Source organism: Actinacidiphila sp. DG2A-62, from assembly GCF_035825295.1.
Classification (GTDB): domain Bacteria; phylum Actinomycetota; class Actinomycetes; order Streptomycetales; family Streptomycetaceae; genus Actinacidiphila.
The window spans coordinates 347988-373564 of the sequence record NZ_JAYMGI010000002.1; the positions used below are offsets into that span (position 1 = coordinate 347988).

General features: G+C 75.8%; 23 protein-coding genes and 1 pseudogene. 14 read left to right on the top strand and 10 right to left on the bottom strand.

The annotated features are described in order from the left end of the window. Positions 1-73 precede the first annotated feature (73 nt). Positions 74-1756: an alpha/beta hydrolase gene (locus VSR01_RS02005; RefSeq protein ID WP_326447564.1), complete on the bottom strand. Its 1683-nt coding sequence runs from the start codon at positions 1754-1756 to the stop codon at positions 74-76. 354 nt (positions 1757-2110) lie between these two features. Here VSR01_RS02005 and VSR01_RS02010 point away from each other — a divergent pair, with 354 nt between their 5' ends. Further along, positions 2111-2548, top strand: coding sequence for an NTP pyrophosphohydrolase (locus tag VSR01_RS02010; RefSeq protein WP_326447565.1), 438 nt, complete (start codon positions 2111-2113; stop codon positions 2546-2548). A 148-nt stretch (positions 2549-2696) separates the two neighbouring features. Here the strand turns inward: VSR01_RS02010 and VSR01_RS02015 are convergent, their stop codons facing one another. Then, complete coding sequence (locus VSR01_RS02015) at positions 2697-3878, bottom strand: DUF5954 family protein (protein WP_326447566.1); 1182 nt, start codon at positions 3876-3878, stop codon at positions 2697-2699. 181 nt (positions 3879-4059) lie between these two features. Beyond that, positions 4060-5232, bottom strand: coding sequence for an ROK family protein (locus VSR01_RS02020; RefSeq protein WP_326447567.1), 1173 nt, complete (start codon positions 5230-5232; stop codon positions 4060-4062). A 137-nt stretch (positions 5233-5369) separates the two neighbouring features. Here VSR01_RS02020 and VSR01_RS02025 point away from each other — a divergent pair, with 137 nt between their 5' ends. From VSR01_RS02025 to VSR01_RS02045, 5 genes and pseudogenes are all read left to right on the top strand, one after another. After that, positions 5370-6566 (top strand): Gfo/Idh/MocA family protein, encoded by a 1197-nt coding sequence (locus VSR01_RS02025; protein ID WP_326447568.1) that lies wholly within the window; start codon positions 5370-5372, stop codon positions 6564-6566. A 2-nt stretch (positions 6567-6568) separates the two neighbouring features. Then, positions 6569-6988: pseudogene (locus tag VSR01_RS02030) on the top strand (sugar phosphate isomerase/epimerase family protein); the annotation flags it as partial. Between the two features lie 107 nt (positions 6989-7095). Next, on the top strand, positions 7096-7488 hold the full coding sequence (locus tag VSR01_RS02035) for a sugar phosphate isomerase/epimerase family protein (RefSeq protein WP_326447569.1): 393 nt from the start codon (positions 7096-7098) through the stop codon (positions 7486-7488). An 89-nt stretch (positions 7489-7577) separates the two neighbouring features. Continuing rightward, the gene (locus tag VSR01_RS02040; RefSeq protein WP_326447570.1) at positions 7578-8324 is read left to right on the top strand and encodes a sugar phosphate isomerase/epimerase family protein; all 747 of its coding nucleotides are present in this window, start codon (positions 7578-7580) and stop codon (positions 8322-8324) included. Beyond that, complete coding sequence (locus tag VSR01_RS02045) at positions 8321-9433, top strand: Gfo/Idh/MocA family protein (RefSeq protein ID WP_326447571.1); 1113 nt, start codon at positions 8321-8323, stop codon at positions 9431-9433. The genes VSR01_RS02040 and VSR01_RS02045 overlap by 4 nt, the downstream gene beginning before the upstream one ends. Before the next feature lie 96 nt (positions 9434-9529). Here the strand turns inward: VSR01_RS02045 and VSR01_RS02050 are convergent, their stop codons facing one another. Further along, positions 9530-10954: an MFS transporter gene (locus VSR01_RS02050; protein WP_326447572.1), complete on the bottom strand. Its 1425-nt coding sequence runs from the start codon at positions 10952-10954 to the stop codon at positions 9530-9532. Positions 10955-11095: 141 nt separating this feature from the next. Here VSR01_RS02050 and VSR01_RS02055 point away from each other — a divergent pair, with 141 nt between their 5' ends. Then, positions 11096-11599, top strand: coding sequence for a MarR family winged helix-turn-helix transcriptional regulator (locus VSR01_RS02055; RefSeq protein WP_326447573.1), 504 nt, complete (start codon positions 11096-11098; stop codon positions 11597-11599). 98 nt (positions 11600-11697) lie between these two features. Here the strand turns inward: VSR01_RS02055 and VSR01_RS02060 are convergent, their stop codons facing one another. Continuing rightward, entirely contained in the window at positions 11698-12357 is a 660-nt protein-coding gene (locus VSR01_RS02060; RefSeq protein ID WP_326447574.1) for a zinc ribbon domain-containing protein, read from the bottom strand. 363 nt (positions 12358-12720) lie between these two features. On the opposite strand from VSR01_RS02060, the gene VSR01_RS02065 reads away from it, so the two are divergent. Beyond that, positions 12721-13833, top strand: a complete 1113-nt coding sequence (locus tag VSR01_RS02065; RefSeq protein WP_326453453.1) for a zinc-dependent alcohol dehydrogenase family protein — start codon at positions 12721-12723, stop codon at positions 13831-13833. 77 nt (positions 13834-13910) lie between these two features. Here VSR01_RS02065 and VSR01_RS02070 read toward each other — a convergent pair whose 3' ends face one another. Together VSR01_RS02070 and VSR01_RS02075 are read right to left on the bottom strand one after the other, a co-directional pair. Beyond that, positions 13911-15566 carry a HAMP domain-containing sensor histidine kinase gene (locus VSR01_RS02070; protein WP_326447575.1) on the bottom strand — a complete coding sequence of 552 codons (1656 nt, stop codon included), beginning with the start codon at positions 15564-15566 and terminating at the stop codon, positions 13911-13913. Next, on the bottom strand, positions 15563-16324 hold the full coding sequence (locus tag VSR01_RS02075; RefSeq protein WP_326447576.1) for a response regulator transcription factor: 762 nt from the start codon (positions 16322-16324) through the stop codon (positions 15563-15565). The genes VSR01_RS02070 and VSR01_RS02075 overlap by 4 nt, the downstream gene beginning before the upstream one ends. Before the next feature lie 43 nt (positions 16325-16367). On the opposite strand from VSR01_RS02075, the gene VSR01_RS02080 reads away from it, so the two are divergent. Both VSR01_RS02080 and VSR01_RS02085 read left to right on the top strand, forming a co-directional pair. Next, positions 16368-16946: a hypothetical protein gene (locus VSR01_RS02080; protein WP_326447577.1), complete on the top strand. Its 579-nt coding sequence runs from the start codon at positions 16368-16370 to the stop codon at positions 16944-16946. Between the two features lie 325 nt (positions 16947-17271). Next, complete coding sequence (locus VSR01_RS02085; protein ID WP_326447578.1) at positions 17272-18135, top strand: CAP domain-containing protein; 864 nt, start codon at positions 17272-17274, stop codon at positions 18133-18135. A 78-nt stretch (positions 18136-18213) separates the two neighbouring features. Here VSR01_RS02085 and VSR01_RS02090 read toward each other — a convergent pair whose 3' ends face one another. After that, positions 18214-18588 (bottom strand): hypothetical protein, encoded by a 375-nt coding sequence (locus VSR01_RS02090; protein ID WP_326447579.1) that lies wholly within the window; start codon positions 18586-18588, stop codon positions 18214-18216. 504 nt (positions 18589-19092) lie between these two features. On the opposite strand from VSR01_RS02090, the gene VSR01_RS02095 reads away from it, so the two are divergent. The 4 genes from VSR01_RS02095 (at position 19093) to VSR01_RS02110 (ending at position 23300) form a co-directional block, all read left to right on the top strand. Then, positions 19093-20574 carry a hypothetical protein gene (locus VSR01_RS02095; protein WP_326447580.1) on the top strand — a complete coding sequence of 494 codons (1482 nt, stop codon included), beginning with the start codon at positions 19093-19095 and terminating at the stop codon, positions 20572-20574. Further along, positions 20571-21254, top strand: coding sequence for a hypothetical protein (locus VSR01_RS02100; RefSeq protein ID WP_326447581.1), 684 nt, complete (start codon positions 20571-20573; stop codon positions 21252-21254). The genes VSR01_RS02095 and VSR01_RS02100 overlap by 4 nt, the downstream gene beginning before the upstream one ends. Before the next feature lie 191 nt (positions 21255-21445). Next, positions 21446-21865 carry a YciI family protein gene (locus VSR01_RS02105; protein WP_326447582.1) on the top strand — a complete coding sequence of 140 codons (420 nt, stop codon included), beginning with the start codon at positions 21446-21448 and terminating at the stop codon, positions 21863-21865. Positions 21866-21977: 112 nt separating this feature from the next. Beyond that, positions 21978-23300, top strand: a complete 1323-nt coding sequence (locus tag VSR01_RS02110; protein ID WP_326453454.1) for an RNA polymerase sigma factor — start codon at positions 21978-21980, stop codon at positions 23298-23300. A 28-nt stretch (positions 23301-23328) separates the two neighbouring features. On the opposite strand, the gene VSR01_RS02115 is transcribed toward VSR01_RS02110, so the two are convergent. Together VSR01_RS02115 and VSR01_RS02120 are read right to left on the bottom strand one after the other, a co-directional pair. Further along, entirely contained in the window at positions 23329-24891 is a 1563-nt protein-coding gene (locus tag VSR01_RS02115) for a glycoside hydrolase family 27 protein (protein ID WP_326453455.1), read from the bottom strand. A gap of 262 nt (positions 24892-25153) precedes the next feature. Continuing rightward, positions 25154-25510, bottom strand: coding sequence for a hypothetical protein (locus VSR01_RS02120; RefSeq protein ID WP_326447583.1), 357 nt, complete (start codon positions 25508-25510; stop codon positions 25154-25156). Positions 25511-25577: the final 67 nt, after the last annotated feature.

The window sequence follows — 25577 nt, forward strand, 5'->3', positions numbered from 1 at the left end:
CCGGGCGTCGCGGGGCAGGCACGACGGCTGCGGACACGCGGCGGGGGCCCGCGGTGCTACGGGCGGGTGCGGCTCACGCGGCGCAGCGGGTGTCCCGGTCCGGCAGGGCCCCGGAGACGAAGTAGGCGCTCAGGGCGCCGATGGCGCAGGCGCTCGGGTGCGGGTGGACCAGGACGCCGTGGCCGCCCGCGTCGACCTCGACCATGACGGCGTCGTCGCCCATGGCGCGCCGCATCGCGCGGGCGCCGGCCAGCGGAGTCGCCGGATCGCGGAGGTTCTGCAGGATCAGCACGTTGCGCTTGCCCAGCGGCCGCACCTTCGGCTCGGGCGCGGTGGGGCGCACGGCCCAGGCCGAGCAGGGCGCGATGTTCGCCGGCGCTCCCGCGGTGAGCGGGTACGCGGCGCGGTCGGCGGCGACGTTGCGCCGGTACAGCGCGGTGTCGCGCGGCCACGCCTGGTCGCCGCAGCTGATCGCCCAGCCCACGGTGAACAGGTTGTCCTGCGGCACCCCGTCGAGCGTGCCGCCGGCGACGAAGTCGTTGGTGAGGCCGACGACGTAGGCGCGGTCGGCCGCGGTGCCGCGGCCGGCGGCCAGGTCGGCGGCCGCGCGCCACAGCTGGGCCAGGGGCGGCACCGGCGCGTCGTCGGTGGGGATCATGCTGGCGTCGTTGTAGGACAGCTGCCAGGTGAACAGCCGTGCCAGGTTGCCGTCGACGGGGGTCGCGGTGCCGGCCACCGTCACCGGGCGCCGGTCGAGCGCGGCGGTCAGCCGCAGGTACGTGCGGCGCACCTGGGCCGGTGTGCCGCCGAAGTGCAGCAGGTCCTGGTGGGCGACGGCGAAGCGCGCGAGGTCCGGCCAGCGGTCCTCCATGGCGGCGCTGAAGGTGCGGAAGTCGTCATAGCCCCGCTTGCCGGGGTCGACCGAACTGTCGATGACCATCCGGTCGATCTCCTGCGGGAACAGTGTGCGGTAGACCGCGCCGAGGTAGGTGCCCCACGAGATGCCGTAGTAGGAGACCGTGCGTTCGCCGAGTGCCTGGCGGATGCGGTCGATGTCCCGGGCGATGTTCGCGGTGGTCAGGTACGGCAGCAGGTCGCCGGAGTGCGCCGCGCACCGGGCGGCGGTCTGGCGTGCGAAGGCGACGTTGCGGCTGATGTCGCCGTTCGCGGCGGGGAACGACAGCACTTCCAGCTGCTCCTCGCGGACGAGTTCGCCGGCGTCGCGCCCGCAGGTCATCGGTGTGCTGTGCCCGATGCCGCGCGGGTCGAAGGCGACCAGGTCGTAGCGGTCCCGCACCTGGTCGGGCAGCAGGCCGCCCATCAGTGTCGGGACGTCCAGGCTGGACCCGGGCCCACCGCCGTTGAGGACGAGGACGCCCTTGCGCTCGGCCGGCTTGCGCGCCGGGACGCGCGAGATCTCGATGCCGATGGCGCGGCCGTGCGGGGCGGCGTAGTCCAGCGGCACCTCGATCCGCGCGCACTGCTGCGGGGCGGGCGTCCCGGTGGGGCACGCGCCCCAGGCCAGGGAGGTCGCGTGGGCGGCGGCGTACGTCGCCGCACGGGCCGCTGCGGCGCCGGACGGGTCGCCGGCCGACGGGGTGGCCGCGGCGGCATGCGCGGGGCGGGTCGCGCCTGCCGCGTTCCCCGGGAGGAGGGTGGCCGCCACGGCCGCCGCCACCACGGCGGTCACCGCGGCGGCGAGGATCGGCTTCGAACGCCCGCGGGAACGGGAGGACTTGGGCTTGTTCTCGGTCATGGGGCTCACCGTAGGAATCGCGCGGGCGCGAGCCGATCCCGCAGTCTGGACGGATGTCGGGCAGCCAGCAGGATGGACACCCGGCCGCGGGCGCTCTCCCGGCGGCCCTCGGGTGTGCCGTCCCGGGGCGGGCGGGTCACCGGGATACGCTGACCGCCCGGCCGGTCCGGGCGGCTGGGCGTGGGCGGGCCGGTGCCGTGCGTGGACCGCCGCCGTGCGCGGACCGGCGTCGTACTCCACGCGGCGGTGCGGGCCGCGGGCAGCGGACCGGAGCACGGGCGGCCGGTCGGGAAGGGGCGCGGTCGGGTCGCCGGCGGCGCGGAGTCGAGGGTGGGTCATGCGGGGTGCGGCGCGGTGACGGCGACGGAGGGTCGGCGCGAGTTCGCGCCTCCCCTGCTGGTGGTGGACGGCGCGAACGTCGTCGGCTCGGTGCCGGACGGTTGGTGGCGGGACCGGCGCGGCGCGGCGGAACGGCTGCGTGACGCGCTGGTGCCGCTCGCGTCGGCGGGCCTCGCCGCGGACCGCGGCGGCCCGCCGTGGGCGGTCGGCGTTCCGCTGGACGTGCTGCTCGTCGTGGAGGGCGCGGCACGCGGGGTGTCCCCGGTGCCGGGTGTACGCGTCGAGTCCGCGCCGGGCAGCGGCGACGACCTGATCGCCGAGATCGCCGCCCGCGCCGGGGCGCAGACCCCCGCCCGCCGCTGCGTGGTCGCCACCGCCGACCGGGGGCTGCGGGCCCGTGTCGTCGCCTCCGGCGCGGTCTGCGTCGGGCCGCGGGCGGTCCGCTCCCGCTGAGGTGTGCGCGAGGGCGCCGGTGCGGGCCGGGACGTGGCTCGTGCCCGCGGCGCTGCCCGAGGTCGTCCCGGAGACGGCGCGTGGTAGCTCAAGCTTTAGGCCGTGACCTGGGCGGTGCCGGTCGTCACGTCGGCGTTCCACGCCTGCGTCACCGTCTCGCCGCTGCCGAACGCCCACTGCGCCGTCCATGCCGTGACGGCGTCGCCCCGCGCCGGGGCGGGCCGGCGCACCGCCGGCTGTGGGTGCGGCGCCTGTGCTCCTCCTCGAACAGGGCCATGAACTTCCGCGTGCGCGCGTCGGGTTCGGGCGGGGTCGGATCGTCGTCGTCGACGCGTTGGGCGGCGGGTGCGAGCGGCGGGGGGACCGGGTCCGGGTCGGAGGGGCGGGGGCCCTCGGGGCCGTCGGGGCCGACGCGGATCAGGCGTTCGACCCGCACGATGCGGAAGTGGCGTCCGGCGACGTCGAGTTCGTCGCACTGCTCCTCGTCCAGCCGGTCGGCGGCCCGCTTGTACGTCTCGTGCTCCGCCGCGCTGAGGTCCTGCTGCCAGGGGACCATCACCCGCAGGTGCAGGGCGAGTCCGTCGCGCGCGTCGCCGGGGGTGGCGGCGGTGCCGGTGGAGTGCGGGCGCCAGCGGCCCCCCTCGCGCTCGGCGGCCATGAAGGTCGCGGGCAGCAGCACCCCGCCCGGATGGCTGCGGGCCGCCGTCCGGGAGTCCTCGCGGACCTCGCGCGGCACCGTGCCCTTCTGCCGCAGGGCGGTGAGGAGTTCGACCCGCAGCACGCCCGCGGCGGCCGCGTGTCCCGTGTCGGCCGGGTGGATCACCAGACCGGCCGCCGGGTCCTGTCCGGCCCGCGGGTCGCCGTTGCCGCCGCGTCCGCGGGCGTCGTCCGGGTCGGTGCCGCGCGGGGGCTCGGGGCCGTCCGGGCCCATCCGGATGAAGCGCTCCGCGCGTATCACCCGGAACCGCCTGCCGCGGACCGTGAGTTCGTCCAGCGGTTCGCGGTCCAGCCGCTCCGCGGCGGCGAGGTACTGCGCGGCGGCCTCGTCCTCGCCGCGGTCGAACGCGGCGCGGGAGGCGCCGCGCAGGTGCGCGGCGAGCGCGTCGCGCGCGTCCTGGGGCGCGAGGCCGGCGACGTAAGGGTGCAACTCCCAACCGCCGTCGGGGCGTTCGTGCGCGGACCCGAAGACCGGGCCGCCGGCGAACAGCGTCGAAGGGTACTTCTTCCGCGCCTTCCACGCCTCGATGTCGGCTAGCCCCGCGAGGGGTCCGTCCGGCGTGGTCGGCCCGGCCGTGCGATCCGTGGGTACGTCCTCGGCGCTCGGGTTCATGCCACCAGCATGCCCACCCTGCCCGCCGTCGCGGGGCGGTTTCCGGCAAAGGATCATGGCCGGTCCCGCACTTTGCGTCAGGTTGAGACGTCAGAGCGTCACGGCGGTTCCGTCTCGGAGGGGTCCGCGTCCCCGATGCGCCGCCGTCCCGTATGCCACTGTCACCTCTGCGGTGCCACGGTCACCTCTCCAGCATCCGGGCGATGCCCTCGGGCGAGAGCAGATGGTCCACCGCGCGGCGGCGGGCGCCCTCGATGCCGGCGCGCCGGCCGAGCAGCGTTGTCTCGATGGTCACCGTGCGGGTGGCCAGCGGCAGCGCGCGGCGGTAGACGGCGGCGCGGATGTCGGCGAGCAGGTCGTCGTGCAGGCTGGCGATGTTGCCGCCGAGCACGATCGTGTCGGGGTTCCAGAAGCTGACCAGCGACGCGAGCACCTCGCCGATGCGCTGGGCGGCCAGCCGCACCTGGCGCCGGGCCGCCGGGTCGCCGGCGGCGACCAGCCGCACCACGTCGGCGACGGAGGCGACCGGCAGCCCGGCCTCGCGCAGCCGGGCGGCGATCGCCGCGCCGGAGGCGACCGCCTCGACGCAGCCGGTGTTGCCGCAGTGGCAGGGCACGTCCTCCTGGCCGGGCACCCGGATGTGGCCGATGTCGCCGGCCGCGCCGGACGCGCCGCGGTGCACCGCGCCGCCGGAGACGATGCCGCAGCCGATGCCGGTGCCGACCTTGACGTACATCAGGTGGGCGGTGTCGGGCCGCTGCGCGTACTCGCCGAGCGCCATCATGTTCACGTCGTTGTCGACCAGCACCGGGGCGTCGTAGCGGCCGGCGAAGAACTCCGGCACGCGGTAGCCGTCCCAGCCGCGCATGATCGGCGGCCGGATGACCGTGCCGGTGCTGGCCTCCACCGGGCCGGGCACGCCGATGCCGATCGCCCGCACGTGCTCGGGCGGGTGGCCGGCCGCGGCCAGCAGCCGGCCCAACTGCTCGTGCAGCCTGGTCAGTACGGTCTTGGGGCCGGCGTTGATGTCCAGGTCCTCGGTGGCCTCGGCCAGGACCGCGCCGCCGAGTTCGGCGACGGCCACGGTGCTGTGGGTGGCGCCGAGGTCGACCGCGCCCACCACCGAGGCGTGCGAGGCGAGTTGGAGGGTCAGCGGCGGCCGGCCGCGCTCGGTGGCCACCGTGCCGGTCTCGACCAGCAGGCCCTTGCCGATCAGCAGGTCCACGCGCTGGGCCACCGCGGCCCTGGACAGGCCGGTCGCGGCGGCCAGTTGGCTGCGCCGGGTGGCGCCGGCCGCCACCAGGCCGGCCAGTTCGCTGAGCGCGGTCAACTGCCGTTCGCCTGCTGCCGTCACGTGCGGCCCGCCCTTCCGTCCGTCTCCGCGCGTGCTCTCGGCCCGCACATTTATGACAGAAGTTAGCGTAAATAATGCCATTGTCAACCGAAACAATGCTGACTAGCGTGTGAGCGACACGAAAAGGGAGGGCAGTTGTGGCTGAGACGCCAACGGCGCCCGGGTCCGCGGAGGCGCCCGACCGGCCGCTCCGGGCGCCGGCGCTGCGTACGGCGATCGCCGGCGCCGGGATGATCGGCCGGGTCCACCTGGACGCGGTGCGCCGGTCCGGCGCGCCGGTCGCCGGAATCAGCGCCTCGACGCCGGCCCGGGCCGCGGAGGCCGCGGCGGCGCTGGGCGTGGCGCGGGCCTTCGACTCCTCCGAGGAGCTGGTCACCAGCGACGACGTGGACGTGGTGCACATCTGCACGCCGAACGACGCGCACGCGCGCCTGGCCGCGCTCGCGCTGCGAGCCGGCAAGCACGTGGTGTGCGAGAAGCCGCTGACCACCTCGGCCGCGACGGCCGCCGAGCTGGCCGCCCTCGCGGCGAGCAGCGGGAAGGTCGCCGCGGTGCCGTTCGTCTACCGCTACCACCCGATGGCGGCCGAGGCGCGCGCCCGGGTGCGCGACGGGCGGGCCGGCACGGTGCGGCTGCTGCACGGCCACTACCTCCAGGACTGGCTGGCGCTGCCCGGCGACACCAACTGGCGGGTGGACCCGGTGGCCGGCGGACCCTCCCGGGCGTTCGCCGACATCGGCTCGCACTGGTGCGATCTGGTGGAGTGGGTGACCGGCCACCGCATCACCGAACTCACCGCGCTCACCCAGACCGTGCCGCGCGACGCGGCTCCCGGGAGCGGGAGCGCTCCCACGTCTTCCACCGCGGCCCTGCCCGCCACCGAGGACGTCGTGCAGCTGCTCTTCCGCACCGACGGCGGCGCGACCGGCGCGCTGACGGTGTCCCAGATCTCCCCCGGCCGCAAGAACCGGCTGTGGTTCGAGGTGGACGGCGCCCGCACCTCGCTCGCGTTCGACCAGGAGAACCCGGAGTCGCTGTTCGTCGGCAGCCGCGGCGAGAACACGGTGCCGGTGCGCGATCCCGCGCTGCTCTCCCCCGCCGCCGCCGGCCTGTCCACGGTGCCCGGCGGCCACCCCATGGGCTACCTCGACTGCTTCGCCGCCTTCGTGCGGGACGTCCATTGGGCGATCCGCGCAGCCGACGGCGGCGGTGCGGGCGAGCACGACGGCGGCCCCGCGGGACCGCCCACCTTCGACGACGCCGCGCGCATGGTCCGCCTCACCGAGGCGGTTCTCGGCTCCGCGGCGGACCGGTCCTGGAAAGAGGTCTCCTGACGATGAAGCTGGGCTTCCTGACCGCCTGCCTTCCGCAACTGCCCCTCGACGAGATCGCCGCCTGGGCGGCCGGGCACGACTACCAGGCGCTGGAGGTGGCCGTCTGGCCGTCCACCGGCTCCCGGGACTTCGAGGCGAGCCACATCGACGTGGCGCACTTCGGCGCGCGCGAGTCCGACGCGGTGCGCGCGCTGTTCGACCGGCACGCGCTGACGCTGTCCTCGCTGGCCTACTACGAGAACAACCTGCACCCCGACGAGGGCCGCAGGGCCGAGATCGCCGCCCATGTGCGGGCCGCGGTGGACGCCGCCGCGCTGCTGGGCGTGGAGACCGTCGGCACCTTCGTGGGCCGGCACCCGGGCCTGACGGTCAAGGAGAACATCGCGCTGGCCGAGCGCGCGCTGCCGCCGCTGGTGGAGTACGCGGGCGAACGCGGCGTGAAGATCATCATCGAGAACTGCGTGATGGAGGGCTGGCACCCCGACGGCTACCCGGGCAACCTCGCCTACTCCCCGAGCTGTGGGAGTGGATGTTCGACCTCGGGCTCTACCTCAACTACGACCCCTCGCACCTGCTGTGGCTGGGCATCGACCCGGTGGCGGCGCTCAAGCCCTACGTCGACCGCATTCCGCACGCGCAGGCCAAGGACGCCCAGCTCGATCCCCGGGCACGGGACCGCTACGGCTTCTTCGGCCGCGCGGTGCGGCGCGCGGACGGCTGGGACAGCGGCTGGTGGCGCTACCGCGTGCCGGGCCTCGGCGACGTCGACTGGCGCCGGATCGTCGACACGCTCTACGAGGGCGGCTTCACCGGGGTGCTGTCGGTGGAGCACGAGGACCCGGTGTGGAGCGGTGACGTCCGACGGGTCACCCAGGGACTGGAGATCGCCCACCGCACCCTGCGCCCGCTGATCGTCGGCTGACCCGCCCGGTCCGCTCCCGCCCGCGCCTGGTTCGCCCTCCCCTGCGCCGAACCCGCACCCGCCCCGCCGTACTTGGAGGAATCGCTTCGATGGCCACGCCCCTGAGCATCCAGCTCTACACCTTGCGGGACCAGCTCGCCGCCGACCGCGACGGCACGCTGGCCCGGCTCGCCGAGATCGGCTACCGGTCGGTCGAGGCGTACGACCCGATGGCCGATCCGGCCGGATTCCGCAGAAAAGCCGACGAGTTGGGCATCGGCGTCGCCGCCTCCCACGCGTACGCGCTGTTCGACAAGGAGGCCGACGAGGTCTTCGACGCGGTCGCCGCCATCGGCACCGACCTGGCGCTGATCCCCGGCGGGATCGCGCACGAGGAGTTCACCACCCTGGACGGCCTGCGCCGCACGGCCGATCTGCTCAACGGCTTCGCGGAGAAGGCCGCCGACCGCGGCATCCGGATCGGCTACCACAACCACTGGTGGGAGATCGAGCCGCGGTTCGAGGGCCGCACCGCCCTGGAGGTGCTGGCCACACTGGTCGCGCCCGAGGTCTTCCTGGAGGTCGACACGTACTGGGCGCAGGTCGGCGGCGCGGACGTGCCGGAGCTGCTGCGCGCCCTGGGCGACAAGGTGCGGGCGCTGCACGTCAAGGACGGCCCGGCGGTCAAGGGCGAGCCGCACGTGGCCGTCGGCGAGGGCGTCGTCGACGTGCCGGCGATCCTGGCCGCGGCGCCCGAGGCCATCCGGATCGTGGAGCTGGACACCTGTGCCACGGACGTCTTCGAGGCCGTCGCCCGCTCGCACGCGTACCTCACCGCGCTGGAGGGGCGCTCATGAGCGGCGGGCCGGTCGGCGTCGCACTGGTCGGCGCGGGGGTGATCAGCACCCAGTACCTGACGGCGCTGTCCACGTTCCCCGACATACGGGTGCTGGCCGTCGCCGACCTCGACGCCGAGCGGGCGCGCGCGCAGGCGCAGGCGTACGGGGTGCCGGTGCACGGCGACGTCGCGGCGGCGCTGGCGGTGCCCGAAGTGGAGATCGTGGTCAACCTGACGATCCCGGCCGCGCACGCCGAGGTGGCGGCCGAGGCGCTGCGCGCCGGCAAGCACGTCTACGGCGAGAAGCCGCTGGCGCTGGCGCCCGCGGACGGCGCGAAGATCCTGGCGGAGGCGCGGTCGCGGGGACTGCGGGTCGGCAGCGCGCCGGACACCTTCCTCGGAGCCGGACTGCAGTCGGCGGCGCGGGCGCTGGGCGCGGGGCTGATCGGCGAGCCGGTGAGCGTCGCGGCGGTCACCCAGGGGCCGGGTCCGGAGAGCTGGCACCCGAGCCCGGAGTTCCTCTTCCAGCACGGCGCGGGGCCGCTGTTCGACATCGGCCCGTACTACCTGACGGCGCTGGTGTCGCTGCTCGGCCCGGTGACGCGGGTCTCGGCCACCGCCCGGCAGGCGCGCTCGCACCGGGTGATCGGCTCGGGACCGAAGGCGGGGACCACGTTCGCCGTCGAGGTGCCCACGCATGTGCACGCGCTGCTGGACTTCGCGAGCGGGCCGAGCGCGTCGGCGACGTTCAGCTTCGACTCCGCGGCTCCGCGCCGGATGATCGAGATCACCGGTACGGAGGGCGTGCTGTCGCTGCCCGATCCCAACACCTTCGCAGGGCCGCTGCGGATCAGGGCGCTCACCGACCCCGGTGAGCAGGAGTGGCGGGAGCTGCCGGTGACCGGCACGACCGCGGGCCGCGGCATCGGCGTGCTGGACATGGCGCGCGGTCTGCGCGGCGACGTGCCGCACCGGGCGTCCGGGGAACTCGCGCTGCACGTTCTGGAGTTGATGTCCACGGTGACCGACGCCGCGCAGCGGCACGAGGTCCTGGGCCTGGACTCCCGCGCCCCGGTGGTGGAGACGCTGCCGGACGGGTGGGACCCGGTGGCGGCGACCCTGACCTGACCGGGGGTCCGCCACCACCGTCGCCCGGCCGGCCCACCCGTGGGGGGATGGGTCGGCCGGGTCTTTCGCTACGCGCTCCCCGGGCCCCGCCGCGGCTCAGCGGCGGCGCTCGCCGTCCCCGGCGTCCCGCGGCTGCCGCAGGCCGCGGTCGAGCAGGACGAAGAGCAGTCCGGCGGCGCTGACCGCGGCCATGACCGCGGCGATGGTGTGCAGCCCGGAGTCGTCGGCCCCGGCGTGGAAGAAGACGCCGATCAGGGCGGAGGAGGCGATGGAGCCGATGTAGCCGAAGGTCCGCATCAGCCCGGCGGCGGTGCCGATCTGGTCCGCCGCGGCCTGGCGGTACAGCGCGGTCTGGTTGGCCGGTGCGAACGTGCCGAGCGTGACGCCGAAGACCAGGGTGAGCACGATGATCACCAGGACCGACGTGGAGCTGTCGATCAGCAGGAAGCCGATCGCGCCCGCCCCGGAGGCGACGGCGCCGGCCACCAGCGCGGAACGCACCAGGTTGCGCGAGGAGATCGGCCGCATCAGCAGCGCGGACAGCCCGGTCATCGGCAGCAGGAGCAGTCCGACGGTGCGCGAGGAGTAGCCGTGCGCCTCCTCCAGCCAGTCGCTCACGCCGTACAGCACCGAGTACACGCACAGCGAGGTCAGCCCGAACCGCAGATACGTGCGGGTCAGCGCCAGGTTGCGGATCAGCAGGCGCACGTCGAGGAACGGCGTGGCGGCGACGCGTTCCCACAGCACCAGGGCGACCGCGAACGCCGCCGCGACGCCGAGGTACGCCCACTGCGCGCCGGGCAGTTCGTCGAGGAAGAGCAGCAGGGCGCTGAGCGTGGCGGCGAACAGCGCGATGCCGCCCAGGTCGATCCGCGAGACGATCTCCCGGGCGCCGAGCGCGGGGCCGTCACGGCGGTCGGCCGGCAGCCAGAGCACGGCCAGCAGGAAGGCCACGACCGCCACCGGCACATTGACCACGAAGGTGGAGCGCCAGCCGAAGGCGTCGACGATGACGCCGCCGAGGGGCAGGCCCAGCGCCGCGGTGGCGGTGCCGGCGATCTGGAGGCCGCCGAGCACGCCGCCGGGCGGCTCGGACAGCCCGGCCTCGCGGGCCCTGCGGCGGATGATGACCATGGCGCTGGGATAGCCGCCGGAGGTGCCGACGCCGATCAGCACGCGGGCCACCACCAGCGTCGCGATGTCCTGCCCGAAGGCGCCGACGACGCCGCCGGCCAGGACCAGCAGGATGCCGGCGAGGAAGACCCGGCGGGGGCCGAAGACCTCCGCGAGCTTGCCGCCGGTCGGCTGCGCGATCGCGCTGGCCAGGTAGAGCGCGGAGACCAGGACGGCGGTGCTGCCGACGGAGACGTGCAGTCCGTGGGCCATCGGGACCAGCGCGGTGGCGATCAGCGAGCTGTTGACCGGGTTGAGCGCGGAGCCGACGTACATCGGTGTGACGAAACGCCAGTTGAACGGCGCGACGGGGGTGCGCACGGGGGATTCTGCCTGCCGGATGCTCATCGCCCTCCTTCCACGGCGGGTCGGGCCGGTCCCCCGATGCCTCTACGCTCCAGGGACCGGCCGGACGGTCAGATATGAAGTCCAGCCTGTGTAGTTTTACGTTAGTAGTCTGTCCGAAGTATTTCAAGGCGGTGTCCTCCTGTGCCCGACGAAGCCGCGGCTCCCCCGGCCGCCCACACGGCAGCGCGCGACCTGCTGGTGCTCTTCCGGCGGCTGCGCAAGCGGCTGCGCGAGGTGCCCAGCAGCGGGCTGACCCCCTCGCAGACGTCCGTGCTGCTGCGCCTGGACAAGGACGGCGCGTCGTCCACGACGCTCCTGGCGGCCGCGGAGGGGGTGCGGCCGCAGTCGATGACGGCGGTCCTCAACGCGCTGGAGGAGACGGGCCTCATCCGGCGCAGCCCCGATCCCGAGGACGGACGGCGGCAGGTCGTCACCCTCACCGAGGCGGGCGCGGAGCGGGTGGCCGGCGGCCGCGAGGCGCGCCAGGACTGGCTGACCGTGGCGATGGCCGAGCGTCTGGACGCGCGGCAGCTCGCCGTGGTCAACGAGGCGCTGGCGCTGCTCGGCGAGGTGGTCGAGGGCGGGGCGGCCGAGCCGCCGCCGTCACCGCCGCGGCGGGGGTCCGGAACGCGGCCGGCCCCCTGATCCCGGGGAACGGGGTCAGGGGGCCGGGGGGCGGGATGCCGGGCCGCCGCACGGGCGGTCCGGCGGCCGGACCGGGCGGCGGGGCTCGGCCGCCGGACTCAGCGGCGGGTGCCGCAGTCCGGGCAGAAGGCGGCGCCGGCCGGCAGCGCCGCGCGGCAGGAGGCGCAGGTGTCCTGGGCGTTCAGCCGGGTGCCGCAGCTGGGGCAGAAGGCCGAGCCGTGCGTCTCCTGGCCGCACTGCGGGCAGACCAGTTGGCGCGGCGCGGCGGAGTCGAAGGACGCGGCGTCCGACTGCCCGGCGGCGTAGGAGCGTTCGGCGACCGCGTCGTTCAGGCCGCGCCGGCGGGCCGCGACCGCCTCGGCGGCGGTGTCGGGCGCGCAGGTCAGACAGATGCCCTGGCCGGCGTTCCAGCACCGGTTGCACACGTAACCGGTGCAGCGCGGGCAGCGGTTGAAGTGGGTCCGGGCGGTGTCGATCGCACGCCGGAAGGCGGCGTCGCGGGCGTGCCCGTACCCCGCGCCGGCCAGCCCGTCGGCCGCGCTGGACACGCCGCTGCCCGTCCGGCCGAGCAGCCCCCAGGCCGCGTTGACGCCCTTGCCGACCCAACTGGCCATCCGGGCGCCCTGGTACGCCTCGAACGGTGAGCGCCAGGTGTCCTGGCACCGGTGGCAGGAGAACTCGAACTGGAACCCCGCGCCGGTTCCGTGTTCCTCGCACAGATCACGGTAGTTGTTGCTGAAGTAGATCTCCGCGGTCACGCTACGCCTCCCCGAGCGTCCTCCGGCCGGGCCCCCTGCCCGTGACCGGTCCCCACCGGACGGGGACGCCCCGAACGTCCCTTCCGGTTCTGCGGCGCGCGATGGGCGTCACAGGCGGGGAACACTGTCGCACACGCGTGCGCACCGCGCCCACCTCAGCCGTCACATCACGCGTGTCCGTCGCGATCCGCCGCGATCCGCCGTCCGCTGGCGCCGCGCCTCGGCCGACCGGGCGTTTTCGGGCCGCCGAAGGCGGGCGGGGGCGGGCGGCCCGACTCGGCCGCGCGGATCCGGGGTATCCGGAACCGGGGTCCCGGCACCGGGGCCGAAACCGGCAGACAACGAGGAAGGTAGGTGGCCGCCGTGCGCGGAGCCGTCATCCACGCCCCGGGGGACGTACGGGTCGAGGAGCGCGCCGACCCGGAGATCACCGCACCGACGGACGCCGTCATCCGGACGGTGGCGAGCTGCGTGTGCGGCTCGGACCTGTGGGACTACCGCGGCGCCAATCCGTTCACCGGGCCCAAGCCGATGGGTCACGAGTACGTGGGCGTGGTGGAGGAGGTGGGCCGCGACGTGGCGCTGATCAAGCCGGGGCAATTCGTCGTCGGCTCGTTCTACGCCTCCGACAACACCTGCGCGAACTGCCGCAACGGCTACCAGAGCAGCTGCCTGCACCGCGAGCCGCTCGCGGCCTCCGGCTGCCAGTCCGAGTACATCCGGGTGCCGCTGGCCGACGGCACGCTGGTCGCCACGCCGGAACCGCCCGACGAGGCGTTCGTGCCGAGCCTGCTGGCCTGCTCCGACGTGATGGGCACCGGCTGGTACGCGGCGCTCGCCGCCGGGGTGCGGCCCGGGGCGACGGTCGTGGTGGTCGGGGACGGCGCGGTGGGGCTGTGCGCGGTGCTGGCCGCGCGGGAACTGCTCGCGGGTCCGCCTGCGTCGGGCGGGACGGGCGGCGCGGGCGCGACGGGCGCCGCCGCCGGAGCAGGTGCGGCGGGCGGCTCGGGCGGCGGTCCGGGCCGGATCATCGCCATGAGCCGGCACGCCTCGCGGCAGCGGCTCGCCCGGGAGTTCGGCGCCACCGACATCGTCGCCGAGCGCGGCGACGAGGGCGTCGCGCGGGTGAAGGAGATGACCGGCGGGATCGGCGCCGACGCGGTGCTGGAGTGCGTCGGCACCGGGGACTCCATGCGGCAGGCGCTGCGCTCCGCCCGCCCGGGCGGCTCCGTCGGCTTCGTCGGCGTCCCGCACGGGGTGCGGATCGACGGCGCGGAGCTGTTCTCCTCGCACGTCGGCCTCCGCGGCGGGCCCGCGCCGGTGCGCGCCTACCTGCCGGACCTCGTCGAGCGGGTGCTGGCCGGCCGGATCGACCCCGGCCGGGTCTTCGACCTCACGCTGCCGCTGGAGCAGACCGGCGAGGCGTACCGCGCCATGGACCAGCGAGAGGCGGTCAAGGCCCTGCTGCGCCCCTGACGGCGGGTCCACTGCCGCGGGCGGCCCGGGGCGGGCCCCGTGGGCGACCGCGGGCACGCGCGGGTGAGCGGGTCGGTTCAGTGCTGGTGCCGGGCACGGAAGCCGCGGCGGCGGGTGCGGTGCGGGCGGCCGGAGCGCACGGGATCGGCGGCCAGCGTGAAGGTGACCGCGACGCACGCGCCGCCGAGCCCGCCGCGGGTGATCGCCACCGAGCCGCGGGTGGCGGCGGCGGCGCGGCGGGCGATGTCCAGACCGAGCCCGGTGGACGGTCCGGTGGCGTCGGCGCTGCGGCCGCGCGTCACGGCCGCCTCGGGGTCGGCGATGCCCGGCCCGGCGTCCTCCACCACGAGGGTGACCGCCTGCGCGCTGCGGTCCAGCCGGATCGCGAAGGCGGTGCCGGAGGCGGTGTGCCGGAAGACGTTGCCCGCCAACGCGTCGACGACCGCGATCAGTTCGTCCTCGGGCACGGCGACGGTGCTGGTCTCCGGCGTGACGTGCAGCTCGAACGGCCGGTTCTGCTGGCGGGCGAGCACGGCCCAGAAGGCGGCGCGCGCGGCGACCACGTCGGCGGCCACGCAGTGCCCCGAGTCGGCCACGGGACCCGAAGTCGGCGGCGGCGCCGAGGAGTCGGGGACTTCGGACGGCGCAGAAGAGGCGGCGCGCCAGTGCGACGGGCCCGGAGCAGAGGCGGCGGACACGGCGGAGGCGGCGGGGTTCGAGGAGCCGGACGCGTCGTCGGCCGCGGTGGCCCAGGCCGCGCCGGCGGCTCTGCGCGGCGCCGGCGCGGCGGACGTCGCGCCGGCCGGGCGCACGTCGAAGGGCGCGCGGGCGGTCTCGATGATCGCCTGCAACTCGGACTCCAGCGCGTCGATCGCGGCGGTCAGGCGACGCGGATCACCGGGGCCGCCGGGCACGCCCGGCATGTCCGGGGCTCCCGCGGGGCGTGCGGGGCCCGGCACGGCCGGCGCGCCCGCCGGTCCCGCGCTCCGCGCCTCGGTCTGCTCGGCGGCCAGCCGCAGCGCGGTCAGCGGGGTGCGCAGCCGGTGCGAGAGGTCAGCGACGAGTTCGCGCTCGGTGGCGAGCAGGACGACCATGCGCTCGGCCATCGCGTTGAACGCGGTGCCGGCCTCCCGCAGTTCGGGCGGGCCCATCGGTTCCACCCGGGTGCGCAAGTCGCCCGCGCCCAGCGCGTGCGCCGCGCCGGACAGCCGCCGCGAGGAGCGGACCACCCGGGCCGCGAGCCGGTCGGCGACGAACACCGAGCCGAGCACCAGTCCCAGCGCGAGCCCGGCCATCACCCACCAGGACCTGGCGACGCCGCGCGAGAGGTCGGCGGACGGCACGAACTCCTCGACCACCGCGACCCGTCCACCGCCGAGCACGACCGGCTGGAGGTAGACCCAGCCGCCCGGCACGTCGCGGGCCAGCGACTCGCCGGCGCTCTGCGCGCGGCGCAGCAGCGAGGCGGGGGCGTGCGAGGCGCCGAGCAGGGTGCCGCCCGGCAGGTGCACGGCGAGCCGGTCGTCGGGGTCGACGCTGGCCGCGGCCGAGCGCAGGCTCGCGGCGTCGGTGGTGAGCGCGAGCACCGGCGCGAGCGCGGCGGCCCGCTGCTCGGCCGCGGTGACCGCCTGGGTCCGCGCCTCCGACCTGACCAGCAGGGACAGCGGTATGCAGAAGGACAGGGCCACCATGGTGGTGACCGCGAGCGCGATGCCGGCCAGGGTCCTTCTCAACGCGGCGCGACCAGTTTGAAGCCGACGCCGCGCACGGTGTGCAGGTAGCGCGGCCGGGCGGCGCGCTCGCCGAGCTTGCGGCGCAGCGCGGACAGGTGCACGTGCACGGTCTGGTCGTCGACGTAGGGCTCGCGCCACACCTCGGTGAGCAGCTCCTGCTTGGACACCACCGCGCCGGCCCGCTCGCACAGATACGCCAGCAGGTCGAACTCCCGCCGCGTCAGGTCCAGTTCGCGGCCGGCCAGGGCCGCTGTCCTGGCCTGGCGGTCGATGTCCAGCTCGCCGACCCGCAGCGGCGCGGCGTAGCCGCCGGGCGCGCGGGCCGCCGACTCCCCGCGCACCGGCCCGAGTCGGCCGACCGGTCGCGCGGCGCGCGGTGTGCGGTACGGCTCGGGGCCCTGGGTGCGCCGCAGCACCGCGGACAGCCGCGCCTGCAACTGCCCGCCGGAGAACGGCTTGACGAGGTAGTCGTCGGCGCCGGAGTCGAGCAGCCTGATGATCTCGCTCTCGTCGTCGCGGGCGGTCGCCACCAGCACCGGCACCTGGGAGATGCCGCGGATCATCCGCAGCGCGTCGCGTCCGTCGAGGTCGGGCAGTCCGAGGTCCAGCACCACGGCGTCGAACCGGACCTGGGTGACCTCGCGCAGCCCGCCGAAACCGTCCGCGGCGCTGCGCACGACGTGCCCGAACGCGGTCAGCGCCTCCAGCAGCGAGGAGCGGATGACCGGGTCGTCTTCTATCACCAGGACGCTGGCCATGCGGCACACGGTAGCGGATCGACCGGGGCCGCCAGGTACGACCATGATGGTCCCCGTGCCCCGGCTGCTGCGCTACTTCCTGGTCTGGCTGTCCTGCACGGCGATCACGGTGACCGCCGTGTTCCTGACCGTGCGGTTCGTGGTGCACTCCACCGCGCCGCTGCCGCCGACCGCGCACGGCATGCCGACCGCGTACGCCGCGGCACCGACGATCGGCGCCGGCACGATGTCGCCCAGTCCGTCGCCCCGCGCGTCCGCGCGCACCACGCCGCCGCACCGACCGTCGCCGACGCACACCCCGCCCAGCACCGCGCGCCCCACGCCGCCGCGCACGAGTTCCCCGACCCCGCCGCCCGCCGCGCCGGCCGGGCAGGGCTACGACTGCTCGGGCGGCGCGGGCGCGCACTCGGTGCAGGCCACCGGCGGCCAGGTGACCGTACGGTGGGGCGACCAGGCGGTGTGCCTGGTCTCGGCGGTGCCGGCGCAGGGGTTCACCACTAGGACCCGGCAGGACTCGGCGCGTTCGCTCGTCGTGACGTTCTCCGGCGCCCACCACCGGTCGCAGATCACGGCGACGCTCGATCCGCAGGCGAAGGCGGTGACCACGGAGGCGTCCTGGTGAGGCGCGGCCGGATCGCCCCGGCCGGCGGCGCGAGGACCCGGCGCCGGTGACGCGGGGTGACGGTGTGATCAGCCGTCAGGAGCCGAACCGTAGCGGCGGATAAGGCGCTTCTCAGCGGAGTCTTCAGCCGGCGGCTCGGGCGTACGGGCCGGGCCGGCCGCGCCCTACGGTGGTGACCGTCCGAACGGCCGTCCGGTTACTGTCCCCGGCGTGCCACCCCCCACCGTGCGCCGTCCGCGGCCGTTCGGGCGCACGGGTCCGCGTGGTCTCCCCCGCGGCCCCGTGCCGTTTCCGGACGTCCCAGGCGCCCCCAGGAGAGAACTCGATGAGCTCGCACCGCAGTGTCCCGCCGCCGCGCAGCCACCGCGCACCGCGCAAGCCCCGGGTGCGGATAGCCGTCACCGGCGCCGCCGCGCTGGCCGTCGTGAGCGGCGGCACCGCGTTCGCCTGCATGGGCCACACCGATCACCACCACGCGGAAGCCGCGGCGAGCGGTCACACCCACCTGGTGCCCGCGCAGTGGCTGTCGCAGACCGGGAGCCCGTGGACGCACGGCGGCCACGGGTCCCGGCCGACCGCCTCCCCCTCCGCCTCGGCGACGCCGACCGCGTCGGCGAGCACGCGCCCCACGCCGACCGCCGAGCCCACGGCGAGCAGGCCGACGCCGACCGCCTCGCCGGCGGCGGCCCCCACGCACCGCCCGACGCCCACGCCGACCGCGACCGCCGCCCCCACCTCCTCCGCGCCGTCGTCCGGCGCCGACCTGGCGGTGCAGCGGGTCCTGGACCTGATCAACCAGGCACGCGCCCAGCAGGGCCTGCCCGCGCTGACGCTGCTCGACGGCCTGAATTCCAGCGCCGCGCAGCACAACGCGGTGATGGCGAGCGGGTGCGGGCTGTCCCACCAGTGCCCGGGCGAACCGGCGTTCGGCGACCGGGAGTCGGCGAACGGCGTGCACTGGAGGTCCGCGGGCGAGAACATCGGTGTCGGCGGCCCGGTCGCCGACACCCCCGAGGCCATCGCGTCGATGGCCGTCCACCTCACGCAGGGCATGCTCGACGAGCAGCCGCCGGACGACGGGCACCGCCGCAACATCCTCAGCTCCGGCTACACGCGCATCGGCATCGCGGTCTTCCGCGACTCCTCCGGCTCGGTCTGGCTCACGCAGGACTTCGCGCAGTTGCAGTGAGGCGGCCACGGCGAGGCGGCGCCGGCGCCGCGGGCGGCGGGCGTGCGTGCCGGCTCCGGGCCGGTGGCTGACGTGCCGTCAGAAGCCGAACCACGCGGGGCCGGTGGCCGCCTGGTGCCACAGGACGATCCACCACGCGACCAGCGCCAGGACGACGCCGGCGCCGGCGGCCCGCGAGGGGCGCCGGCACCGGCGCAGCCGGCCGATCGCGAGGCCCAGCAGGCAGCCGCCCAGCGGTACGGCGGCCATCGACCACGAGAGCCGCGCGAGGTCCGCGGCCCCGCCGGCGCCGCGGCGCGCGCTGTCCAGGGTCAGCCACCAGCCGGCCGCCAGCGGCGCGTAGAGCAGCGCGGCGGCGGGCCAGAGGGGGACGAGCCCGCCGTCGTCGTCGCGGTTATCGCGGTGGTCGCGGTCGCTGCGGGGGCCGCGGCGCTCGGCGCGGGAGCGCCGCACGCGGAGGGAGGCGTCGCAGTCCCGGGCGTCGCGGGGGCGGGTGTCGCGGTGCCGGGCGTCGCGGTCTCGGGGGCGGGCCTCGTGGTCCCGTTCGTGGTCCCGGGCCTCGCGGGGGCGGCTCTCGGCGCGGCGGTCGTCGCCGGACCGGCGGCGGACCGTCCCCTGGTGGGCGGGGGACGCGGCGCCTGGTCCGTGCCTCTCGGTGTCGCTCGGGAATCGGCCATGCGGTCCACGGTGCGCGACGGCGCGCGCGGGCACATCCGTACGGATACTCAGATCGCGCACAGCCGGACGTACGGCGGCAGTTCGGGCCGCACCCGGTCCGCCGCACGCCCCGGATGGCAGTACCCTCTTGATCCTCACAGCCCTCCCCCGGGGGCCGCGGGGGCTGCCGCGACGCCCCGGCGGAATGGGGCGGGCTCCCGCGACCCGATCACGCTCTCGGGCCCGCGGCCATATGACCGACGGCCTCTGTACCAGGGGCAGCGCGCGAGGGGCGAACACGTGGACGACCACGACGGCACGCACATACCGACCACCACGGACCCCGCGGCTCCCGCGCAGGGAACCCCGGACGCCGGCCCGCGGGGCGCGGCGGCGCAGGGGCAGGAGCAGGCGCAGGGGCAGGAGCAGGCGCAGGGGCAGGCTGAGACCGCGGCGGACGCCGGGGCGGCTCCGCGCGAGGGCGTCGCCAGGAAGACGGCGGGCGCCGCGCGGAAGCGAGCGGCTTCCGGAGCCGTGGCGCAGGGGGTTCGAGCCGCCGGCGCCCCGACGGGCGCCGCGAAGGCCGATGCCGCGAGCGTCGAAGAGCCGGCCGCGCCGAACCGGGCGCAGGCCGCCGCGCCGCGCAAGCGCGCGACGGCCAAGCGGACCACAGGTGTCACGGAGAAGGCGGCCGGCGCGCCCGCTCAGCGCGCCGCGACCACGCGGACCCCGGCTGCGGCGGCCCCGGGCGGGGACGCCCCCGCCGCGCCCCAGGGCGAGGACAGCGCGGAGGCCGCAGCGGACCAGCCGCGGAAGCAGGCCGCGGCCAAGCGCACGGCCACCGGCGCCACGGCGAAGAAGACCGCGGCCAAACGCGCACCGAGCGCCACGACCCCCACCAGGACGGCGAAGACCGCGTCGAGGACAGCCGCCGCCAAGCCGACCAAGTCGACGCCGACCGCCCAGACGGACGACGCGACCCAGACCACCGAGACCACCACTGCCGGCAGCCCCGACCCGGTCGGGAAGACCCCGCGGACCAGCAAGCCCGCAGCCGCCGCGGGCGCCACCCCAGCGGAGAACGCGACACACCCCGCCGACCCCGCAGCTCGAGCGGACGACGCGACCCAGACCACCGAGACCACCACTACCGAAAGCGCCCGCCGAGCCGGGAAGACCCCGCGGACCACCAAGCCCGCAGCCACCGCGAGCGCGGGCACCTCCGCGAACGCGGCGCGGGCCGCCCGCGGTGCCGAGACCGCCGCCGCCGGGAAAGCCACCCCGGCGGAGAAGACGGCGCAGACCGCACAAGCCGCAGACGCCGCGCAGGTGGGCGACGCGGCGCAGACCGCGCAGGTCGCCGAAGCCACTGCGGCCGACCGCGCCGGCAAGGGCGCGCCGGGCGGAACGGGGGCTCGGGGGGTGGGGCGCGCCGGCGGGGGCAAGGCCGGGAAGAAGGCCGCTCAGCCCGCGCAGGCCAAGCGCGCCGCGGCCGGGGGTGCGGCCAAGCGGTCGTCGCGGGCGCCTCAAGCCGCGGAGGGCGCTGCGGCGGCGGCCGTCGCGGGCGCCGAAGCGGCCGGCGTCGCGAACGCCCCCGCCACGCCGGCCCGGCCGTCGCCGCGGACACCGCCACGCCGCCTGCGACCACTGCCGCACCCGCGGCCCCCGCAGCCCCCGCGAGCGGCGGAGATCCGCGCGGGGGAAGCCCCGTCGTGCCCGTATCGCCGGCGCCCGGCGGGGAGGGCGGAGCGCGGTTCGGGCGGCGTACGAAAATCGTGGTGATCGCCGCCGCGGCCGTGGTCGTCGCCGTGGTCGTCGCGGTCACCGCCGTGGCCTCGGGGAACGACAAGAGCAGCGCCGCGGCGAGCACCGGCGGTCCGACGACGTCCGCCGCCGCGTCGCCGAGCGCCGCGCCGGTCTCCACCGCGCCCGCGAGCGGCGCCCCGAGCGCGTCGCCCACGGGGACGCCGACGCCGACCGGCAGCCCCACGGTCACCGCGTCGCGGACGCCGACCGCGTCGCCCACGCCCAGCGGCGGCGGCCGGAGCAGCGCCTCGCCGAACCCGACCGCCTCGCCGTCCGCGTCCGCGAGCGCGAGCGCCACCGCGTCGGCGCCGCCCGGAGCGGCCTCGCCGCGCGTCGAGTCGGTCGCGGTGACCGGCTTCAGCTGCTCGGCGGGGCCGAAGCGGACCGCCACCGCGACCGTGCTGGTGCGGTACGACGGGACCGCCGCCGGCACCCTCCACCTGAGCTGGTGGCGCAGCGCCACCAGGTCGCCGCAGGGCTCGGTCGCGGTGAACGGCCCGCAGACCGCGCGGTTCCCCAAGGGCGCGCAGAGCTACACGTTCACCGACAAGCTGACGTTCACCCCGAACAGCGCGCGCCCGTACATCGGCCTGACCGTCTCCACCTCGCCCGCGGCCGCGGCCGGCTCGGGCTCCTTCGGCGTCGGCTGCGGCTGACGTCGGAGCGCCGCGCACGCGGTGGCGCCCCTGCCGTGAGCAGGGCAGGGGCGCCGCCGTGCGGGGCGTGCGGCCCGCGGGCGGAAAAAATCCTCCGTTCCGTCCGCGCCGCGTGTCGATCCCCGGCTGTCCCGTTCGACCTGGGGGTGAGAAGGTCGAGAAGCGACCGGCACGGCTTGAGGAGAACGACCATGTCGAAGTACATGCTGATCCTGCGGGGCTCGGACGAGGCGTACGCGAAGATGGCGGAGACGCCCTTCGAGGAGATGCTGGAGACGATGGGCCGGTTCAACGACGAGTTGATCCGGGCCGGCGTGCTCGTCGCGGCCGAGGGGCTGGACGACGCGTCCAAGGGCGCGGTGGTCGACTTCAGCGGCGAGGAGCCGGTGGTCACCGACGGCCCGTACGGCGAGACGAAGGAGCTCTTCGGCGGCTTCTACCTGATCGACGTCGCCTCGCAGGAGGAGGCCGTCGAGTGGGCCAGGCGCATCCCGGCGATGACCGGGTCGAAGTGCGAGGTCCGCCGGGTGCCGAGCATCGACGAGTTCCCGCAGGACAACGAGTGGATCATCAGGGAACGCGCCTGGCGCGAGCGGACCGGCCAGCTCTGACCCGCAGGTGCCCGACGAGAAGTCGCCGCCCGGCGAGCGGCCCGATCCCGCCGCCGGGCCGGCGGACGCCGACGCCCCCGCACCCCCGATCGCCGACGCCCCCGCACCCCCGATCGGCGGCACCTCCGCTCCCCCGCCCGGCGCCGGGCCGGCGGACGCCGCGTCCGCGCGCCGCGCGGTGGAGGCGGTCTGGCGGATCGAGTCCGCGCGGATCGTCGCCGCGCTGACCCGGTACACCGGTGATTTCGCCCTCGCCGAGGACGTCGCCCAGGAGGCGCTGGCCGAGGCGCTGGTCTCCTGGGCGCGCGACGGCGCGCCCAGGAACCCGGTGGGCTGGCTGCTGACCACCGGGCGGCGCCGCGCGATCGACGCCTTCCGCCGCCGCGCCGCGCTCGACGAGCGCTACGCGGCGCTGGCCGGCGGCCTCGCCGAGGGCGAGGCGGTCGCGGGCGCGCCGCCGGTGCGCGACGGCGCGGAAGACGAGCTGCCGTGGGACCCCGACCGGGTGGACGACGACGTGCTGGCGCTGATGTTCATCGCCTGCCACCCGGTGCTGTCGCCGCGGGCGCGGGTGGCGCTGACGCTGCGCGCGGTGGCCGGCCTGAGCAGCGAGGAGATCGCCCGCGCGTTCCTGGTGCCGGTGCCGACGGTGCGGGCGCGGATCACCCGGGCGAAGAAGACCATCGGCGCGGCGGGCGTGCCGTTCGAGCTGCCGCCGCCGCAGGGCCGGCGCGAGCGGCTGGGCGGCGTGCTGACCGTGCTGTACGTGATCTTCACCGAGGGGTCGACGGCGACCGGGGGCGACGACCTGCTGCGGCCGGACCTGGCGTACGAGGCGGTACGGCTGGCCCGCACGCTGGCCGCGCTGCTGCCGGACGAGCCGGAGGTGCACGGGCTGCTGGCGCTGTGCGAGCTGACCGCGGCGCGGTTCCCCGCCCGCACCGGACCGGACGGCGAGGCGGTGCTGCTGGAGGACCAGGACCGGCGGCGCTGGGACCGTTCCGCGGTCCGCCGGGGGCTGGCCGCGCTGGGCCGGGCCTCGGCGCTGGGGCGGGGCCTGGGTCAGTACGGGCTGCAGGCGGCGATCGCGGCGTGCCACGCGGCGGCGCCGTCGGTGCGGGAGACGGACTGGGAGCGGATCGTGCTGCTGTACGAGGCGCTCGGCCGGATCGCGCCGTCGCCTGTGGTGGAGCTGAACCGGGCGGTGGCGGTGGCCATGGCCCAGGGGCCGGAGCCGGCGCTCGCGCTGGTGGACGCGCTGGTCGCGGCGGACCGGCTGGCGGGCTCGCACCTGCTGCCGACGGTGCGGGGCGAGCTGCTCGCCCGGCTCGGCCGCACCCGGGAGGCGCGCGCCGAGCTGGAGCTGGCGGCGCGGCTGTGCCGCAACGAGCGCGAGCGGGCCGTGCTGCTGCGCAAGGCGGCGGCGCTGGCCTGACGGCCGGCCCGCCGCCCCGCGCCGCACGTCAGGCCAGCGCCCACTGCTGGTTGGCGCCGCCGTTGCACGTCCACAGCTCCAGCGGCACACCGTTGACGTTGCCCGCCGGCTTGTCGCCGCCGGTGACGTCGAGGCACAGCCCGGACTGGACGCCGGTGACGGTGCCGTCGGGGTTGAGCCGCCACTGCTGGTTGGCGCCGCCGTTGCAGGTCCACAGCTCGACCTTGGTGCCGGAGGCGGTCTGGTTGTCGTACGCGTCCAGGCACTGCGTCCCGCCGTACAGCCGCAGTTCGCCGGCCGAGGTGAGGGTCACGGCCTGGTTGGCGCCGCCGTTGCAGTCCCAGATCTCTATGACGGTGCCGGGGTCGGTGGCGCCGCCGGCGGCGTCCAGGCAGCGCTGCGAGGAGGCGCCGAGCAGCGGGTGGGTGGTGCCGACGCTGGTGCCGCTGCCGGCCGAGACCCGGTACATCACGCTGCCGTGGCCGGGCACGGTGGCGGAGATGCTCCCGGAGGTGCTGGTCACCGCGTTCGACCAGAGGTTGGTCAGCTTGTACGACGAGGACGCCGGGAGTCCGGCCGCGGCCGCGGTGGTGCTGATGGTGGCGGCCGAGGAGTTCTCGTTGAACAGCACCACCGACACGTCGCCGTTCGACAGCGGCTTGGCCAGGACGTCGAGCCCGCCGGAGGAGGCGATCTGCCGGCCCTGCTTGCCCAGCGGGTCCTGGTCGACGGCGATCACCGCCCGGTTGCCGTAGAGCGAGAGCGTGGCGGGGGTGGCGGTGCGCAGGTCGGTACCGATGAGCAGGGGCGCGGCCATCTCGGCCCACAGGCTGAACTCGGAGCGGTCCTCGGTGAACGACATGCCGTTGCCGACCTCCAGCATGTCGGGGTCGTTCCAGGCGCCGGGGCCCGCGTACGGGGCGAGCTGCACGTTGCTGTGGTAGATGGACAGCATCGAGCCGAAGGACGCGTTGATGTCGCCGGTGGTGCGCCAGGAGTTGCCGATGGGGCCGGCCCACTCCCACGGGTTCTGCACCCCCCACTCGCACAGACTGAACAGGATCGGCCGGCCCGTCGCCGCCAACGCGTCACGCATCGCGGTGTACCGGTTCACATAGTCCTGACGCGACCCGTCCGACTGGTTGTTGCAGTTGTCGTACTTCAGATAGTCCACCCCCCAGTCCGCGAACGACCGCGCATCGGTGGACTCGTGCCCCAGACTCCCCGGATACCCCGCACACGTCGCCGTGCCCGCGTCCTCGTAGATCCCCAGCTTCAACCCCCGGGCATGGACATAGTCCGCCGTCCCCTTGATCCCGTCCGGGAACTTCACCGGATCGGGCACCAGACGACCCCCCGCATCCCGGCTGTGCGTCATCCAGCAGTCGTCGATGTTGACGTACGTGTACCCCGCCGCCTTCAACCCCGACGACACGAAGTAGTCCGCCGTCTGCTCGATCAACTGCTCATCGACATTGCAGCCGAACGCGTTCCAGTCGTTGAACCCCATCGGGGGCGTGAGAGCCAGCCCGTTGCCGAGCGCGGCGGCCTGGGGGGCCGGGCCGAAGACGAACAGGGCGGGCAGCAGCATCAGCAGGGATACGGCCGCGGTGGCGAGCCTGGCCGCCGGGCGCGGGAGGCGCGGCAGGCGCACGAGGCGCGGCGGATGTGGCACGCGCGGAAGGCGCGGGAAGTGCAGGAGGCGCGGGCGACCCATGGGTCATCTCCTGGGGGTGGGGGAAGCACTCGGAACCGATCACGTTCCACCAGCCGCACCCGGCCTCACTGTGTCAATGTGGGCGCACCTGTTGGAACATGACCGGATCGCAGTGTCGGCTTTTGACGAGACCCCGTCAAGATGTCGCGCGCGACCGCAGCGCGTACCAGAGCAGGCCGGCCGCCGCGACGCCGCCCGCGGTGACCGCGAGGCGTGGGGCCCAGGGGCCGGGTTCGCCGCTGGTGCGCCGTGCGAGGACGGCGTCCTGGGACTGCCAGCTCAGCACCGAGCGGTCCGACTGCCCGGACAGGAACGATCCCAGGCTCTGGAACGAGCCCGCGGACAGCACCGACATCGCCGACCCGATCGACCCCACCGAGGCGAAGGACCCCACCGACCCGAAGGACAGCACGGACCCGGCCGACCCGATCGACAGCACGGAGTCGGTGGACCACAGCGACAGCAGCGAGTTGCGTGAACCGATCGATGGCATGGCGCCCATCATGCCCGACCGGTCCGCGCACCCGGGGTCCGACCCGGCCGGCCGGTCCCGGGGCATC